The sequence below is a fragment of the Bacillus sp. AFS077874 genome (assembly GCF_002566505.1).
Taxonomy (GTDB): Bacteria; Bacillota; Bacilli; order Bacillales; family Bacillaceae_G; genus Gottfriedia.
Genome location: NZ_NUYF01000005.1, coordinates 486,926 through 504,450, shown reverse-complemented (window position 1 = coordinate 504,450; position 17,525 = coordinate 486,926). Strand labels below are relative to the sequence as shown.

Genomic DNA, 17,525 nt, shown 5'->3' with positions numbered 1-17,525 from the left:
CTAATCCTTTCAACACTAGACTTATAGAAACTAAGGATTTAGAATTATAAGAAAGATTTGAAAACGAAGGAGAATTGCATGACAAAAATAAATGTATTATTTGATTCGAAGGATATGGAACGAAATACACTACCTTATTACTACGATTACGGAAAGATCATTTCAACTATTCAAAGTCAGCTAATTGATACATTTGGAGTAGATTTTCAAATGTATTCAGATGAGGATACTACAAATGAAATCTGGGAAATTCTAGAAGAAGATCTTAAAGAAGAATCGAGTGAAGTTCAATTAATCAGCCATATTTATAATGAGCTTGAAACAAAAACTATTTCTTCGAATCACACTGATAAAAAATTGGAACTCATCATTAAGCCTAGGGTTGAAAATGGATTATATTATTATCCGAATTACGGAGTAGCTTTATCGAAAGCGATGATCTTTGAAGCGGATAATCAATATAATAGAGACCTGATTTTTGCTAAAAGTGATTCATGTCTTTCATCCTTTTTTCAATACGTACTAAAAAGAAAACGAGATTATATTAAAAATTATGTAACAGTCTATACAGATACAGATGATGGTGTCGAAACATCGATTGAAAATATTACCAAAATGGTTAGTAGAGAAGAGGTATTTTTAGAGGAATCATTAAAAAGAGAAATATATCGATCAATAGATCATTTCTTTAATGAAGGTCGAGATTTCTTTAAAACATATGATATCCCATATAAACGAGGATTTTTATTATATGGAAATCCAGGAAATGGAAAAACAACATTAGTAAAATCAATTGCAAGTAGTATTAACGCACCGGTTGCATATTGGCAAATTACTGAATACACATCAAGTTACACAATTAAAGAGGTCTTTAGTTCAGTGTTAAAATTAACGCCAATGGTACTAGTTATCGAGGATATTGACAGTATGCCTCCTTCGGTTCGCTCAGTATTCTTAAACACGATTGATGGTGCAACTTCTAAAGAAGGTTTATTTTTAATTGGAACGACGAATTATCCTGAAAAAATCGACCCAGCATTAATGAATCGCTCTGGTAGATTTGATCGAGCATATGAAATTAAACAACCAACAATAGAAATGCGTTCTGACTACTTACAAAAGAAAAAATTAAATCGAATTTTAAACAATGAAGAATTACAGCTACTAATCGATTCAACAAATGACTTTTCTTATGCTCAATTAAATGAGTTATATATCTCAATCATCATTGAGTGGGACTGTGAACAAAAAGTAGATATCATTCGACTATGCGACGAAATGAGATCAATTTTACGTAAACAAAAAAAGCAAAATTGGGAAAAGAATCAAACTGTGGGATTTTCTTTTGAATAAATGATTTTATTGTATATGTAATAGTTTCGTGTAAGTTAACTCTCAAAAGATAGATGCAAGGGCTTCTATCTTTTTTCTTTTTGGCTTTGTTAAAGTAGGTGGTTGAATTTCTTCTTCAACAAAATACTAGATTAGTTGCATAAGAAAAAGGGATTTTGAGGAAAAAAATGGAATATATTTAATAGTGAAAATTATGCTTTGTCATTAAAATTTGGAGGAATAAATGAAAAATAATCTTATGTGCCGATTCTATACATTGACAATTATGTCGCTTCTTTTATTAGGAATCATCATAGTAACTGGTTGCTCTTCAACCAATATTGTAAAGTCCACACCTCAGGATCAAAATGAAAAGACTATAAAAACTATCCTAGAAAAACAGTTTACAGGACCTGATATAAAATTAATTGAGATGTTATCGTCGGAAGAAAATGTAACAGTCATAGGAAAAGATGGGGAAGCTACGCAACCCCCAAAAAACACAGAGCTAGAAAAATATTATGAAAAAAACTACCAACCTTATTTTACTGAAAGGATGTAAAACAATTTTATCGCTGCATATGCTTTTAATTATCAATTTTTAGCACACAAAAGCGAATATCAAATAAAAGTAAATAACATTGATATTAAAAAAATTGAGACGACTGAAGGAGCCTATGAATTTAAAGTTTATGTATTATACGGAAAAGCTGGAAGTAAACAAAAGCACGCTGAAGTTTCAGGTAGAGTTTATTTTAACAAAGATGGCAAAATAACTAATATTCGATACTTAGATGATGACGGATTTACAAAAGCGATGAATAATTAAATAGCGAATTGTAAGTATTAGCTTTGTGAACAAGGATTGAGCTTTTTGTTATACATTTTCTTTCTTCTGAAAATGCTTGCTCTCATCCTCAAGAATTATTTCTTTGGGGTGACAGTTTTTTAATTATATAAGTTTGATTAGGTCATAATTTAACGTTTTCGAGAGGGGAAATGATATGAATCCTATTTTATTAGATGTTCCGTTACAAATAGAAACAGATAGACTAATTCTTCGAGCACCACTTCAAGCTGGTGAAGGCAATGTAGTATACCAAGCTATTAATGCTTCATTTAGTGAATTAAAGCAATGGTTGCATTTATTCCAATCAATTCCTACTATTGAAGAAACGGAAATTCTCCTTAGAAATGCCCATATAGATTTTTTGAAAAGAGAAAGTTTTCGCTATCTGATCTTTCATAAGGATACTAATGATTTTATTGGAACTGCTAGCCTTCATAGAATTAATTGGGAGATTTCTAAAGGCGAAATTGGATACTGGATTAACACGCAATATAGTGGTAATGGATATATGACAGAAACAGTAAGTGAGTTAACAAAGCTTGGCTTTCAGCAACTTAAATTTAGAAGAATTGAAATACGCTGTGAATCTAATAACACTAAAAGTCGTTCGATCCCTGAAAAACTAGGTTTTGAGCTTGAAGGTATATTACGTAATGAAGATCTTACAGCTGACGGTAAAAAACTAACTGATACCTGCATCTATGCAAAGGTAAATTAGACTAAAATTTAAAAATCCCTTGTACAACTAACTCATACATTAGTGAATAAAAAAAGACTAGCACTCTACTAAAAAGTACCATATAGAATAGACACTTAAAAAGTCTACTCTATATGGTACTTTTGTTTATTATTAGAAAAACCGGAATCGTGGAAATTTGAGATGAGTAAAAAAGCAGTTAGTTCAAAAGGTAACATTTACATTGAATTTAAGCGAATTTGTGGTCTTTTTCTATCGCTCAAAAATCAAATTTAAAATTTAACATAGACTTTATTTAAAATAAAACTTTTTCTTTTCCCAATAATTTACTAGATTAGTATGCATTTCCCTTGGTTTTTCAATTTCACTTCATTCAATACTCCCACTATATCTCCAAAAAATATTTTTTAAGGGAAGTTTATGTCTTACACGAACTTGCTCTTCTTTCGAATAATGAACACGAATAAAGGTAGTTCTGGAAGATTTTGTTTTAATAAATTCAATATTTTCAATTTCATCCCAAAATATTTTATTACCAACAAAGTCTACAACTACACCTTCCTCGTCCCAGTAAATCCCGATCCCTTTTTTACGATAATTCCATAATTTTATTGAATCCCTAAAAAGTAAAAAGATAAATAACAAGGAGCCAATGAATACAAATATAGTTGAAATTGAGAAATGTTTGGTACTTATTATTGCCATCAAAAGTATTAAAAGAAATAGTATACCAAATATGACAAAAAGGAATATTGTTAAAATCTTTGGTTTGTATACTTTCACTTTTCTATTCATTCTCCTTTTCTACATCTATCTTTATATTATTAAAGAATATTTTGAACATGTATAGGAAAATAAAGTAATTTTAATTAGTTTTATCATTTTAATTTTCTAAATGTACCAGAATTTTAGGTCCCTAGATTTACGAATCATTTAGAATGTTATTAAACTAATATGCGTTTTCGTAAGTAAAGTAATTTATTGAACAGGCCCATTGGGCATACGGAAAATGGATTAAAGAAAAATTAGCAATCTAAAAAATAATACTTTTAATTCCATTTTTGAATAAAGTTAAGCGAGGAATATAACTAATTTTCAGAAAAAACGATTGAAAACCGACACTTGTGTCGTNNACGACACAAGTGTCGGTTTTAAGGGGGATAAACAAGATGAAAGGTCTAAGGAATAATAAAGGTTTCTTAACATTAATGGTTGCTCAAGCGATTTCAAATATTGGTGATTGGTTAAGTATTGTCGCGATCATTACGCTTGTAGGGTTAAAATGGAATGCTTCGCCAATTGAGGTTTCATTTATTATTTTATGTCTCGCTGTTCCGATGGCATTATTAGGACCTGTTGCTGGAACGATAGCAGATCGCTTTAGTAGAAAGCAATTGATGGTTTTATCGGATATTGTCCGTGCTGGTTTATTTGTTTTACTTGCATTAGCAAATACGTTGTGGATGGTCTATATTTGTTTGTTTACGATTGGATTGTTTTCTGCTGTTTTTAATCCTGCCAAAAATGGTAAATTAAAAGAACTAGTTCCGAATGAAGAAATAAAAAGCGCGATGTCAATTACAGCTATGATTGACTCAGCTACAAAAATTTTCGGACCGATTTTGAGTGGAATTCTAGTTTCGGCAGCTGGAACAACGCCAGTATTTTATATTAATTCAGTATCATTTATTATTTCTGCAATCTTAATTTTCTTACTTCCAAAAGTTGCCCAGCAGAGTAAAGAGGGAAAAGTGAAAGATAAAGCTAAATCTTCCTATAAAACTGAATTTATGGAAGGTGTTTCGTTTATTAAATCTAATACTCAAATTTTAGTCGGTATGTTATTTTTAGGTTTTAGTCTCTTAATCTTGCAGTTATCAGATTCGCAAATTATAGTTTTAATAAGGGAACTTAAACATGCATCACCAGGTTTATTTGGCTATTTAGTAACTGGTTCTGGAGTAGGAATGTTTTTTTCTAGTTTAATATTAGCGAAAAAAACAAATTATCGTGCCTATAATTTAATGTTAATAGGAGTTTGTGGAATCGGATTTGGTTTTGGTATGATGGCTTTATTCACACATTTTAATCTCGATTTTTCAATTGTTTGGGCACCATTATTAGGGTTGTTTGCCGGATTTGCAGCTGGCTTAGTATTTGTTCCATTCCAGGCATCTGTTCAAGTCGATACCCCAGTTGAGTTAACAGGTAGAGTATTTGGCGTAATAGGAAGTGTTACCACAACAGCAACAATTATTGGACCTTTATTAGGTGGATGGCTATCCACTGTAATTGGTGTCATTCCAACATTTATTATTTCTGCATCACTTTTAGTATCTATCTCACTAGTAGGATTCTTAACGAAAAATAGAGTAGAGCGGGGGAAGAACGATGTCTCCGAAAGTCAGCAAGGAGCACCAACAGCAACGTCGAACTAAAATTTTAGAAGCAGCAAAACAAGTGTTTATCGAAAATGGGTATGAAAGAACCACTATGAAGCATGTGATGGACGCATCAAATGTAAGTAGAGGTGGATTATATCAATATTTTGCTAATAAAGAAGAATTGTTTGAATCACTTTTATATGAGTCTCTACTAAGAGTGTCTGAAGAAACAAGGAAATTATTGAATCAACATGTTGATTCATATTGGGAATTACTTTTATTAAGAATGTTCGGTGAAAGCAGAGTGCCAAATGATCGAATGGATCCTTTGGCACCAATTACTTTAGAGTTTTTCATAACTGGTAGAAATGATGAAAGAAGAAAAAAGTATGGGAAAGAACGATATTTTTATGGAATTAAAATATTTTCCGATGTCATAAAAGAAGGCCAAAAAAACAATGAGTTTAGTAAAAAGTATGATAGTGAAATTTTAGCAAGAATGATTGTTTCATTTATTGATGGACTTGCACTCGACTATGCAATACTCTCAGCGGAAGAAATAATGATGGAAGAACAATCGATTTTGTTCGTACAATTTTTAAAATTTGCTCTTGAAGTAAAATGAAAATGCGGGATTGTTATTAAATTAACATCCTGAATAATATTAGTGATTTAACATTTTCCAAGTCTTTTCTCCAACTATCCCATCCGGTGTTAGTCCGATCTGTTGTTGAAAAAGCTTTACGGCATTTGCAGTATGAGTACCAAAATGACCGTCTGGTGTAATGCCTAAAAGCTGTTGAATGGTAATGACGTAAATATTTGAATCTCCTATTTTCATAACATGACCGGGGTATATTAATGAGCGATTCAATAAATGTCCTGCATTTATTTTGAAATGATTAAAAATCTCGCTATATTTTACAAACGGGTATGGACACGGTTTTCTAGTAACATCAAAATGACGGACGATATCTTTTTGAGTTAAATTAAACATTGAACATAAATCAAATACAACCATCATTGTTCGATTGATGGTTGTATTTGATATACGATTATCCTTTTCAACACACATTTCAACTGATATCGATAATAAATTGGCATTTGGCTTTAATGCATCTACACCTCGAAAGGGTACACCATTCACATAAGTATATTTTTCATTTGCATGGAATGTCACCTCATTTAAAGGGATAATACAAATTGCCTCTTTAGGATCGACAAAAATATGTGCCGAAGCATAAGCTGGTTTTCTTCCTTGACTAATTGCCTCCGCATTTTGCCCAGGTAAAACCTCGCCAAAATATTTATAATGTCCGTTTGCTGTCGCACCAGGATTTGCAGTCCAATGAATAACGATTTTTTTAACTCCATTTAATTTTTGACCAGATCGTGTAAATTGATTAATTGGGATGAATTTATTTGTCCAACTTGGCATGAAACAACCTCCTTATATAAATTTTTAAGGATTTTAGTAAAAATGTTTCCAATTATCACTAATATTAGATTATGAGTACTAAATTTTTATCATGTTGAAAATGGTAGCATTTCAGGAATGCGATCAAAAAATAGTACGATAATCGTTTCCGAGACTGAATAAAGCGAAATAGACTGTGGGAGCTTGGAAGGAAATCTCTGTACGAGACTTGGACAGTTATATAATTGAATTCGATATAGTACATAAAATTGAAAACTAAGAATATGGCTATACTAATCGTGACCAAAGGAGTGATTAGATGAATTTTCGATCAAAGGAACAAATTTTGACGGAGCAGCCATCAATTGAAAGAAAAATAGAATTTAGAGGAAATAAATACAAATTAGTTGATACAGTTCATGATGTTTCACACGGTGGATTTGATGATCTTACATGCTACACTTATCGAAATGATACGGAAAATGTGGAAATATTGCTATATGTGCAAAAAGGAAAAATCGTAATTGTTGAACCTTAAAGGATTTAAGACTGTCCTGTATATACAGGCAGTTTTTGTTTGTTTTAGGACTAATTTGATGCCATTTAGAGATATTAAGTGAAACAGTAGATTTGGAAAAATAGGGGGCATGTGGATTGAAAAAGATTATTCTTTTATTCTCAATTCTTTTGTTAACTGCTTGTTCACATGGTAATGGTGCAGTTGAATCATTAAAAAAAGAATATCCTAAAACGATAAAACAAGTGGTAGATCAATTACCAAAAGATGTACAAAAAGAATTAGTTGTACCAGAAAAGATCCCGTTTAGAGCAAAGGATGTCACAATGGATGTACAAAAAAATCAAAAAAATGGAGCTATTAATGCTACCTCGTTTAATTACTCAAATGAAGAAGTAGAGGTTACAATGTTTGTCATCACTTATCATAATAAAAAAGTTTCCTTCCCTGATGAACAACAACCATTAAAAACAACCAAATTAAAAGATGGTACAAAAGTTTTGATTGTTGCTGATGATGATAATACAAAAACAATTCGATGGAAGAAAGACGGGCTTTATCATTCAATTTCACTTCTTTTTTCAGAAGAAACTGGAAAACAATACACTATTCGAGATTTAATAAAAACTGCGAATTCGATGAGTAAATAATGAAAAGAGACCGCCAAAAAAATGACGGTCATTTTTTTATACTTTAAAGTAAATTGGCAAACGGGGAAGAAAAATCGACGTAGAAGCCATTTTTAGGTATAAGTATAAATATAAAAGCATCTACGCCTCTGACTTCTCCTAACGGCTCGCCAATCGGTGAGTTTTCTTTATGAATTTTTAACTTCATTAAGAGCTTCAGTATTTGATTTACTTGGAGCAAAATAACCTTCTGAATTAACTGCAGCTGGTGTAGGTTGCCCTTTATTTTTGTTCTTCTTTTTTACATGTGGATTTTGATTGTGACCCATGAATATCACCTCCAAATTTAGTATGTGCTATATTTCCGACTTACTTTCGGAATTGTTATTAACAATAAGTGGGAAGATCGCTAGGCAATTTTCTTCTCTTTTTGGGTATGTTTTCTTGAACGATTAAGAATGAGTAAAGCTAATATTGAAAAGAAGATAGGACCTACAATCATCCAGATTGTTGAGTTGTAATCACCTTCAATAGCCGGTTGAATGATTGTAAAAAAGTTTGCAAATCCAACTACTAATATAACGAGAATGCTTGCAAATAAAGCAGATGAATTTGATTTTAATATTTGGAATGGTTTATCGATTTGATCATTCCTTTTAAACATGGGATACGTAATTCCTAAAAATATATAAGGTAAAGTCATTGAAACATTTGTCATTAAAGTTATTTTATTAAAAAATGCAGATGCTCCTTGACCGCCAAAGGAAGTTAGGACAATAATGATTGATACAATTGCAAATTGTACCCACATTGCATTGACAGGCATACCTTTTTCATTTGTGTCTGAAAATTTTGTCGGCCATAAGTATTTTGGTGTGCCTTTGATGATTGTTTTTAATGGTGCATAAATTAATGTGAAAAATGCTCCGGTATATGCAAGGAACATTGATAAACCAGTTATTCTTGCAAACCAAATGCCAATTAAATCGGCAGTATGTGCTGATAAATTAAAAGCTTTTCCAAGTTCTAATCCTAAATTATACATAAGTACATATGTTATGTTCCCTAAGTTCGTTGTACTAGCACTTAAATCATTTGACCAGTTAATAAAAATACCTACTAAAAAAATACCTAACGAATATCCTACTGAGATAATAATTGCTGAAATTGTAATCCCTTTTGGAAAATTACGTTCAGCGTTTTCCGTTTGATCAACTAATCCGCCGATTGCTTCTAAACCGCCATATGCAAAGATTGCAAATACAACAAATGATAAGATTGCCAGGGTAGATAGATAATTTGGATTAGGCGAGTGAGCAAATGCTGATGAAAAGCTTTTAATTGGTTGAGCAAATTTTCCTCCATTGAATAGAAAAATAAGGATACTTGTGATTAGCAATACTATATTTAATGAGAAAACTGTAACTCCACCAATCGTTGTTACCTTACTAATACTTTCAATCCCTTTTGAAGCAAAATAGGTCACAACTAACATCCAAAGTAATGCTAATAAGCCAATTGATTGAGTAGAAGAAAGTCCAAATAATGAAAGGGATTGCGTTTTGTCTCTACCAAAAATAAAGGTTGATAGGGGAATCCAAACCTTTGAAGAGACACTAACCATATATATTACATAGGAAGAGAACCACATAAAGGTTCCAATAAAAGCGAATCTAGGCCCAACTGAATCGGCCATCCATGTATAAATTCCACCTTCTGAATGCTTATATGCAGCTCCGAACTCAGCCATCATAAAAGCAAAAGGAATAAAAAAAGTAATAGCTGAGAGTAAATACCATGGAATTGCACTATATCCCATTAAATAGAAAGCTGTAGGTATATTTCCAAAACCATATACAGTTGTAAATACCATTAATATTAAGCCAACGAGTGAAAGTTTTTTACTCAAGATCTCACCTCAGTTAATTAGTCGATTATAAATGAATAGTATTATTTTCTTCAATAATCGGTAATTTATGAGGACATAACAGCCAATCAGGTTTACTAATTTTTTAGAAATAATAAAGAATAGTTTCGTTCTATTTTTCAAACGCTAAGTTGATTGATAAATTCTTAAAATAGATGGTTTGAAAGAGAAAGGATGAACTAAATGAGCTTTAATGAAGTAGTATTAAGAGTTATATGCTCATTTTTTGTTTTATTTATTTTAACGAGATTAATGGGGAAGAAGGAGATTAGTCAATTAGATGTTTTTACATTTATAACAGCTATTACAATAGGAAATATAGCAGCATCAATTACGACATCTAAAACATTAACTATTGAAGATGGGATTATTGGATTAGTTGGCTGGGCAGTTTTGACGATCATCATGGGGTATTTAAGTTTAAAATCTAAAACTGTACGTCGGGTGATTCTTGGGGAACCAATTATTTTAATTAGACAAGGAAAAATAATGGAAAGTGCATTAAAAAAAGCTAGATTAGATACAGAGCAATTTCAAGGAATGCTTCGTAATGAGAATATTTATTCGTTGAAAGATGTAGAGTACGCTATATTTGAAATCGATGGCAGTTTATCGATTATGAAAACAAAAGATGTTAAAACGAAAAAAAATAAAACATGGAAAAAAACTTTATTATTTCCGACTTCAACAGCAGTGGTAACTGACGGGGAAGTAAATGAAGATGCATTATCAAATTTAAACTTGGATAAAAAATGGTTAATGGGTCAACTTGAAAGGGTAGGTATAAAATCAGTTTCAGATGTGTTTTTTGTTGAAGTACAGACCGATGGGTCGTTATATATCGACTACCGAGAAGATCATTTCAATGTAGAGGAAAATTAATTGACTCACATCCTAAAGTGGATATGAGTCAATTTAGTTTTTATCAAATTATTCGTAAATCGGCACCCAGCCTTCAGTAGTAACAAACAATCGAACAGCAACTACTTTACGATCCTCTGCTAATGTGAAGTAGTGGCGTACATTTGGTGGTACAGAAATTAAATCTCCAGGATTCAAATTAACATGGAAAAATCCTTCATTTCCATCGATAATAAACGTACCGTGACCGCTAACTATGAAGCGAACTTCGTCATCTGTATGATGATGCTCGCGGTTGAAGTTTTTAAGTAAATCATCAAGATTTGGAGTTGCTTCTGAAAGAGTAATAATATCACTTGCTAAATAGCCACGTCTTGATGAAATACTGTCGATTTCAGCTTTAAAAGTTTCAAGAATTGCTGCTTTTTCATCATCTGATAAAATAAATTTTTCTTGTAGCGAACTATGTAATTGTTCGATATTCCAATTTTCGTAAATTACACCTTGCTCTTCTAAATATGCTTTTACCTCAACATCACTTGTAATATGATAATCTTTTTTTTCTACCCAAATTGTTGCCATACTTCATTCCTCCAAATTAGTTCTTTATAAATGTATTTTTTTGTATACCTTGTAAAGCGTATTGGAATAGAAACTCATAAGCTTCTAAATGTTTTTTTGCTTCAAATGCTGATTTTGCCCATACTGTTATACCATGATTGTGAATTAATACAACTCCATGATCATTCTTAATATGTGGTAGAAATTCATTTGCAAGAGTAGGAATATGCGCATGATTTTTTATAATTGGAATTGTAATTTCTGCATCTTCTTCCCAAAGTCCCAATGCTTTAATAATTTCAATACCAGAAAAAGATAACTCATCTTGATATGGGAAATCCTTTGTTATAAAGTTATTTGCTAAAGTGTGTACATGAAGAACGCATTTTGCATTTGTGTGCTGATAAATTAGACGATGCAAAATGGCTTCAGCTGATGGTTTTTTTGATTCATCCCAAACAGATTGGTCAAATTCATTAACGAGTAAAAAATCGTCATAAGTATGTTTAGTTTTATCTTTACCACTAGTTGTAACTAAAAAGTTCAAAGGCTCCTCATTTACTTTAATTGATAAATTTCCGCTAGTTCCTAAAAACCAATCTCGATCAGCAAGTACTTTTTTTACTTCGCGAATTTCATCATAATGTTTGAAAAAGTCCTTCATACTAGCACCTCCTTCTCTAATGAAGCTCGAATATCATAGAAATTTTCAAAAGGAATGAAAGGTAAAGATAATTCTTCACATTTATCTTTTAAGAAATCTCGAGCAAAAATTAAATTAGCTTCTTTTGCAATTTGTAAGTCAGTAATTGAATCACCAATGACAATGATAAAATCATTTGCTTCACTAAATTTTCTTTTAACAGATGGTTTACACATTCCACAATCATTCGTACAGTTTTCATCACAAGAATGATCCCAATGAATTTTTACAGTTTGGCCTGTAAAGTCAGTACGATTACATAAAATATCCGAAGATGGAAGGTAATCAGCTAATATTGGATGAACGAAAAAATCTAATCCGCCACTTACAACTTTTAACTCATATTGTTGTATGCTTACAAATTGTATAAAATCGCTAAAACCATCTCGAATGACAGTACGATTGATTACATAATCGGTCATTTCTTGTTTTTTCGTTGAAGGAATCGTAGCAAACATTTTCTCTACGCCTTCTCGAATCGATATATTGCCATTTAAAACTTCACTTGTTAATTCACTTACTGAAGGTGGAGCAAATTCTTTAATTAAATTAACGATATTGTCTCCCTCTGTAATTGTTCCATCAAAATCACAAAAAATCTTTATTGCCATTGTTGTTACCCCCAAAGTTGTAATGCTTTTTGTAGTGATGTATTTGGAAGTGCGTAGTCTTTTAGCTCAACTCCAGATAATGTTGCTGAAATTGCTTCTCTAAATGCATTACCTCCACCAATTGGTCCATCCGGATGACCATGAACACCGCCGCCAGCGTTGATGACTTGCTCAATTCCAAAATCTTGAATTAATTGAGGAACAAGTCCTGGGTGAATTCCAGCAGAAGGTACTGGGAATGTCTCTTTTAATCCATTTGAAACTGTTAAATTTTCAGCGATTTTTAAAGCTGTCTCTTTTTCTAACGCAACTGATCCATATGGTGAAGGGAAAAGACTAAAATCTGCACCAGCAATTCGTAAAAGTTTACCAAGTAATAATCCTGCGTCAATACCATAAATTGGAGATGAACTAAATGCACCCGATACAGCAGGATGAGCCATAATTGGAATATTAATTGATGGATCGTCTGCCAATCCTTGCAGTACATCAATTCCATACGAGAACACATTTAATAAAAATACATCAGCACCAGCTTCAGCAGCACGTAATGCTTTCTCTTTTAACTCGTATGTTCGGCCAGTTAAATTCACCGCGTATAATGTTTTGTGTCCTGTTTTTTCATAAACTTGGTTCAAAATATTTTTTCCGTGTGTGACGCGATCCGTAATAGATGTAATTGTGTCAAAAAGGATCTCGTCATCTTTTATTAAATCTACGCCACCTAAAGCTTGCTTTTTTAATTCCTCTGAAATGTATTGAATATCTCTGCCGATAATTGATTTAAAAATGCTCATTAATAAAGGTCGATCATATACATCCAATTTCTCTCGAATACCTTTAATACCAAATTTTGGACCCGGAAAAAGAGCTAAAATGTCATCCGTAAAATTTAAATCAATTAGTTTAATTTCACCATCAAGGGATAGCTTACCGAAAACGGTTGTTAAAATTGCTGGTAGATCAGCTGAAAAATTTAAGCTAGGATAATAGATTTCAATAATCCCTTTTGTCGGTTTATAGCCTAGAAAGTTAACGACATTTTCTTCGCATTCTATTTCACGTACTGAAAGAACTTTGCCTTTATGCTTTTGTAATTGAATTTGATCATTTTGAGGTAAATTCGTCCATGAACCAACCGTTAAACCTAGCGCGATTGACTCTGCCTTTTTTTCTAAATGATGATTTTTATCATAAACTTGGTAAGTTGCTATTACTCCACTCATTTCAAAACCTCCAAAAAGTTTTAGTCAAACAAAAAACCTCTCCACTAAGGAGAGGTTTACCTACACCTTATCTGCCAGCAAATGCTGCGAGAATTAGCACCGTACTAGTTAACTAGCCGGTTGCCGGGTTTCATCGGGCTCGGTCCCTCCACCTACTCTGAATAAAGTAATATTTAATTTTGAATTCTTAATCTAATCGAATTATTTCATGAACAATCACAATTGTCAAACATTAAATTTTGAAAATATTTCAATCTCTTTTAATCTAGCAACTGCTTCTTTCAATCGATCAATATCTGATAGTAGGCCGACTCTTACATATCCTTCTCCATATTCTCCAAATCCATTTCCGGGAGCGACTGCAATATGAGCCTTTTCAAGTAAAAGATCAGCAAATTCCTGTGATGTAAAACCTGATGGAATTTTTAACCATGCAAAAAACGAACCTGCAGGTGCAGTTACTTCCCATCCAATTTCGTGACAGCCGCTAATAAATACATTTCTACGCTCTTCATAAAGTGCTAATAGTTGTTTTACACTTTCTTGAGATTCAGTTAGCGCAGCAGCGGCAGCTTCTTGAACAGCAGGGAAGATGCTAACATAAAGATGATCCTGTAATAGATTAATTGCTGAAATAACCTCTTTATTTCCAACTGCAAAACCAATTCTCCAACCAGCCATATTATAAGTTTTAGAAAGGGTATAAATTTCAATCCCGCATTCCTTTGCTCCTGGAGTTTGAAGATAACTTATAGGTTTTTTGCCGTCAAAACCAAATGCGCCGTAAGCAAAATCATGACAAACGGTAATCTGATTATTTTTTGCAAGCGCAACTGTTTCTTTAAAAAATTCTTCAGTTGCTATAGCACCTGTGGGATTATTTGGATAATTGATAAATAATATTTTACTAGCATCCAAAACATCTTGAGGAATTAATTTATAATCTGGTAAAAATTGATTTTCTTCAAGTAATGGAAGCATGTATGGAACTGTTTTTGAAAGAGATATACCAGATAAATAGTCTGGATAGCCTGGGTCTGGAACTAAAATTGTATCTCCTTCGTCACATAAACAAAGTGGTAGCTCTACTAATCCAGCTTTTCCACCGAATAATATGGCTACTTCTTCCTCTGGGTCTAAATCAACATCATACTCTCGTTTATAAAATTCTACAACAGCATTTTTTAAAGAGCTCATTCCTCTAAACGGAGAATAACGATGAGTTAAAGGGTTTTCAACAGACTTTTGTAATGCTTTTATAATATGGTCGGGTGTAGGTTGATCAGGATTTCCTTGACCAAGATTAATGACATCATGACCATTATTAATTGACTGATTCACTTTTTGGACTAGTGAAGCAAAAAATTGTTTTGGTAAATTGTTTAATAGTTTACTATGATTCAAGTTAATCACTCCAAAAATATAATAAAATTAATTTGAATAGATCGTTTCTTAATCGAATGATTTTCATGAACGACTGTTGCAATAACTTTCACCATCATATATGCTCGATTTAAAAATGTCTATAAAATTTAGAATAGGGTGAATAAATTGTGATTAAAATTGCGTGTATTCAATCTGACGTTATTTTAGGTGAATCAAAGACTAATTTAGAGAAAATGAAAACTCAAATAAACGAAGCTGTTAAAGAAAATATTCGTGTAATCGTACTACCTGAGCTATGGACAACAGGCTATTGTCTGGAAGAAATTGGTTTGCACACAGGTGAACAAGAAGTGATTATTTCTGAACTTCAGTCCATCGCAAAATCAAATAATGTAATATTGATTGCTGGTTCGTTCCCAATTGCAAAAGAAAATGGTGTTACGAATACATTAATTGTTATTAGCAGTGCTGGTGAATTAGTAAAAACTTATGATAAAGTTCATTTGTTCCAGTTAATGAACGAGCATCACTATCTTCAATCAGGGGAAACAGATGGACTTTTTGAAATCGATGGATTAACAGCTGCAGGATTTGTTTGCTATGATTTGCGTTTTCCTGAATGGATTGGAGCTCATTCGCAAAAGGGTGCAAAAGTTTTATTTTTTGTTGCCGAATGGCCAATTCAAAGAATGAATCATTGGGAAATTTTATTAAAAGCAAGAGCAATCGAAAATCAGTGTTATGTTGTTGCATGTAATCGAGTAGGAAAAGATTTAGCAAATACATTTGGTGGAGGATCAATGATCATTGACCCTTGGGGAGAGGTAGTAACCAAAGGTAGCACGAATGAAGAAATCGTTTATGGCGAAATTGATCCAAAAAAAGTCGATGAAGTACGCGGTACAATCCCTATTTTTGAAGACAGAAAAGAAGAAATTTACAAAAAGTTTTAAAAAAGTAATTGACAAATTAAAAATCAATAAACTAAAATACGAATATAAAATCAAATATGCGAACTCTTATTTCGAGTAGGCGGAGGGATTTGGCCCGACGATGCCCAGCAACCGACCATAATACCATTGTGAAATGGGGCGTATTGTTTACGCCTGAGCTTAAATGCTCAGTAAGGCACGGTGCTAATTCCAACAGAAAAGAAATTTTCTGGTAGATAAGAGACGAAAGCCAATTAGTATTGCCTCTTTTCGTCTCGGAAAAGAGGCTTTTTATTTTGCAAAATTCAAGGGGGATGAATTTAGTGACTGTCATTGAACGAAAAAAATATAGACCTTTAACAGAAGCAACTGCAATTACTTATTTACAAAAACTTGGCTATTTTAAAAATGAACTATGTGAATGTATAGAAATTGGGGATGGGAATTTAAATTTAGTATTTAAAGTTAATCCAGTAGGAAGCGAGAAAGGGTTAATTATAAAACAGGCTCTACCATATGCAAAAGTTGTTGGTGAAAGCTGGCCACTTACATTAAAGCGAGCTACGATCGAGAGTAATGCGACAAAAATATACAATGAGTTAATCCCATTACATGCACCAAAAATTTTAGAGCATGACGAAGAGCAAGCCGTAACTGTAATGGAGGATCTTTCACACTTACAAATTCTACGAAAAGGTTTCATTGAGAAAAAAAGCTATCCGTTTTTAGCTGAACATATCGGTGAATTTTTAGCAAAGTCATTATTTTTCACTTCAGACTTTGGAACTTCACCAGCTAAGAAAAAAGAGCTAGAGTATCTTTTTAATAATCCTGACTTATGTGATATAACAGAAAATCTTGTGTATACAGATCCATTTTTTAACAGTGAAACAAATAGTTTTGAAGAAGAATTAACAGAAGAAATTAAAGAACTATGGAATGATGCAGATCTACAAATTGAGGTTGCGAAACTAAAATTAGATTTCTTATCGAAAAAAGAAGCTTTATTACATGGTGATTTACATACGGGAAGCATTTTCGTATCTGAAACAGAAACAAAAGTAATTGACCCGGAATTTGCATTTGTCGGACCAATCGGATTTGATTTAGGGCAAATTCAAGCAAATTTACTTTTTCAACTTTTCAGTCGTACTGAACTAAAAGACGAAATTATTGAACACATTTTAAACATTGAAAAAGTGTTTAATGAAACATTTATTCGACTATGGGAAGAACATAGTGTTAGACCATTTAACCAAAAAGCACTAATTAAAGAAAAATTAGAAGGATATTGGGTGGATGCTATTGGGGTTATTGGATGTGAATTAATCCGAAGAAGTATCGGTCTTGCTCACGTTGAAGATATTGATTCACTGGAACATAATCAAAAAATTGAAGCAAAGAAAAAAGTCTTAAAATTCGGAGTTTATTGTATAAAAAATAGATTTACTATTAGAAATATTGGAAATTTACTTATTGGATTGGAGTAATA

The 17,525-nt window shown here is 32.3% G+C and carries 19 protein-coding genes and 2 riboswitches; of the genes, 10 read left to right on the top strand and 9 right to left on the bottom strand.

Translation table 11 applies throughout. The annotated features are described in order from the left end of the window. Nucleotides 1-78: 78 nt before the first annotated feature. The 3 genes from COJ46_RS04185 to COJ46_RS04175 all read left to right on the top strand — a co-directional run bounded on the left by COJ46_RS04185 (nt 79) and on the right by COJ46_RS04175 (nt 2,900). A complete protein-coding gene (locus COJ46_RS04185; RefSeq protein ID WP_286133656.1) occupies nt 79-1,353 on the top strand; it encodes an ATP-binding protein in 1,275 nt (424 codons plus the stop codon). Nucleotides 1,354-1,576: 223 nt separating this feature from the next. Then, nucleotides 1,577-1,894: a hypothetical protein gene (locus COJ46_RS04180; protein ID WP_097978765.1), complete on the top strand. Its 318-nt coding sequence runs from the start codon at nt 1,577-1,579 to the stop codon at nt 1,892-1,894. Between the two features lie 442 nt (nt 1,895-2,336). Further along, nucleotides 2,337-2,900, top strand: coding sequence for a GNAT family N-acetyltransferase (locus COJ46_RS04175; RefSeq protein ID WP_097978766.1), 564 nt, complete (start codon nt 2,337-2,339; stop codon nt 2,898-2,900). A gap of 348 nt (nt 2,901-3,248) precedes the next feature. Here the strand turns inward: COJ46_RS04175 and COJ46_RS04170 are convergent, their stop codons facing one another. Further along, complete coding sequence (locus tag COJ46_RS04170; protein WP_141437841.1) at nt 3,249-3,674, bottom strand: hypothetical protein; 426 nt, start codon at nt 3,672-3,674, stop codon at nt 3,249-3,251. A gap of 374 nt (nt 3,675-4,048) precedes the next feature. Here COJ46_RS04170 and COJ46_RS04165 point away from each other — a divergent pair, with 374 nt between their 5' ends. Then, nucleotides 4,049-5,317 (top strand): MFS transporter, encoded by a 1,269-nt coding sequence (locus tag COJ46_RS04165; RefSeq protein ID WP_097978768.1) that lies wholly within the window; start codon nt 4,049-4,051, stop codon nt 5,315-5,317. Further along, nucleotides 5,271-5,888: a TetR/AcrR family transcriptional regulator gene (locus COJ46_RS04160; protein ID WP_097978769.1), complete on the top strand. Its 618-nt coding sequence runs from the start codon at nt 5,271-5,273 to the stop codon at nt 5,886-5,888. Before COJ46_RS04165 ends, COJ46_RS04160 begins: the two co-directional genes overlap by 47 nt. A 39-nt stretch (nt 5,889-5,927) precedes the next feature. On the opposite strand, the gene COJ46_RS04155 is transcribed toward COJ46_RS04160, so the two are convergent. Continuing rightward, nucleotides 5,928-6,701, bottom strand: coding sequence for a peptidoglycan recognition protein family protein (locus tag COJ46_RS04155; protein WP_097978770.1), 774 nt, complete (start codon nt 6,699-6,701; stop codon nt 5,928-5,930). Between the two features lie 298 nt (nt 6,702-6,999). Here COJ46_RS04155 and COJ46_RS04150 point away from each other — a divergent pair, with 298 nt between their 5' ends. Together COJ46_RS04150 and COJ46_RS04145 are read left to right on the top strand one after the other, a co-directional pair. Further along, the gene (locus COJ46_RS04150) at nt 7,000-7,218 is read left to right on the top strand and encodes a hypothetical protein (protein ID WP_097978771.1); all 219 of its coding nucleotides are present in this window, start codon (nt 7,000-7,002) and stop codon (nt 7,216-7,218) included. Nucleotides 7,219-7,334: 116 nt separating this feature from the next. After that, on the top strand, nt 7,335-7,847 hold the full coding sequence (locus COJ46_RS04145; protein WP_097978772.1) for a hypothetical protein: 513 nt from the start codon (nt 7,335-7,337) through the stop codon (nt 7,845-7,847). A 167-nt stretch (nt 7,848-8,014) separates the two neighbouring features. On the opposite strand, the gene COJ46_RS24365 is transcribed toward COJ46_RS04145, so the two are convergent. Both COJ46_RS24365 and yjeM read right to left on the bottom strand, forming a co-directional pair. Continuing rightward, on the bottom strand, nt 8,015-8,155 hold the full coding sequence (locus COJ46_RS24365; RefSeq protein WP_175403438.1) for a hypothetical protein: 141 nt from the start codon (nt 8,153-8,155) through the stop codon (nt 8,015-8,017). 80 nt (nt 8,156-8,235) lie between these two features. Continuing rightward, the gene (gene yjeM / locus COJ46_RS04140; RefSeq protein ID WP_286133657.1) at nt 8,236-9,735 is read right to left on the bottom strand and encodes a glutamate/gamma-aminobutyrate family transporter YjeM; all 1,500 of its coding nucleotides are present in this window, start codon (nt 9,733-9,735) and stop codon (nt 8,236-8,238) included. A 201-nt stretch (nt 9,736-9,936) separates the two neighbouring features. Between yjeM and COJ46_RS04135 the strand changes: the two genes are divergently transcribed. Continuing rightward, nucleotides 9,937-10,635, top strand: coding sequence for a DUF421 domain-containing protein (locus COJ46_RS04135; RefSeq protein ID WP_097978773.1), 699 nt, complete (start codon nt 9,937-9,939; stop codon nt 10,633-10,635). Nucleotides 10,636-10,683: 48 nt separating this feature from the next. On the opposite strand, the gene COJ46_RS04130 is transcribed toward COJ46_RS04135, so the two are convergent. The 5 genes from COJ46_RS04130 to COJ46_RS04110 form a co-directional block, all read right to left on the bottom strand. After that, complete coding sequence (locus tag COJ46_RS04130; RefSeq protein WP_097978774.1) at nt 10,684-11,196, bottom strand: cupin domain-containing protein; 513 nt, start codon at nt 11,194-11,196, stop codon at nt 10,684-10,686. Nucleotides 11,197-11,212: 16 nt separating this feature from the next. After that, a complete protein-coding gene (locus COJ46_RS04125) occupies nt 11,213-11,839 on the bottom strand; it encodes a methylthioribulose 1-phosphate dehydratase (protein WP_097978775.1) in 627 nt (208 codons plus the stop codon). Further along, nucleotides 11,836-12,489 (bottom strand): 2-hydroxy-3-keto-5-methylthiopentenyl-1-phosphate phosphatase, encoded by a 654-nt coding sequence (locus COJ46_RS04120; protein WP_097978776.1) that lies wholly within the window; start codon nt 12,487-12,489, stop codon nt 11,836-11,838. Before COJ46_RS04120 ends, COJ46_RS04125 begins: the two co-directional genes overlap by 4 nt. A 5-nt stretch (nt 12,490-12,494) precedes the next feature. Next, nucleotides 12,495-13,715: a 2,3-diketo-5-methylthiopentyl-1-phosphate enolase gene (locus tag COJ46_RS04115; RefSeq protein WP_097978777.1), complete on the bottom strand. Its 1,221-nt coding sequence runs from the start codon at nt 13,713-13,715 to the stop codon at nt 12,495-12,497. A 64-nt stretch (nt 13,716-13,779) separates the two neighbouring features. Further along, nucleotides 13,780-13,883: riboswitch (SAM riboswitch) on the bottom strand. Nucleotides 13,884-13,940: 57 nt separating this feature from the next. Beyond that, on the bottom strand, nt 13,941-15,125 hold the full coding sequence (locus COJ46_RS04110; RefSeq protein WP_420488152.1) for a pyridoxal phosphate-dependent aminotransferase: 1,185 nt from the start codon (nt 15,123-15,125) through the stop codon (nt 13,941-13,943). 146 nt (nt 15,126-15,271) lie between these two features. Here COJ46_RS04110 and COJ46_RS04105 point away from each other — a divergent pair, with 146 nt between their 5' ends. Together COJ46_RS04105 and mtnK are read left to right on the top strand one after the other, a co-directional pair. Then, nucleotides 15,272-16,054: a carbon-nitrogen family hydrolase gene (locus COJ46_RS04105; protein WP_097978817.1), complete on the top strand. Its 783-nt coding sequence runs from the start codon at nt 15,272-15,274 to the stop codon at nt 16,052-16,054. A 63-nt stretch (nt 16,055-16,117) separates the two neighbouring features. Then, nucleotides 16,118-16,276: riboswitch (SAM riboswitch) on the top strand. Between the two features lie 71 nt (nt 16,277-16,347). Further along, on the top strand, nt 16,348-17,523 hold the full coding sequence (gene mtnK, locus COJ46_RS04100; RefSeq protein WP_097978818.1) for an S-methyl-5-thioribose kinase: 1,176 nt from the start codon (nt 16,348-16,350) through the stop codon (nt 17,521-17,523). Nucleotides 17,524-17,525 lie beyond the last annotated feature (2 nt).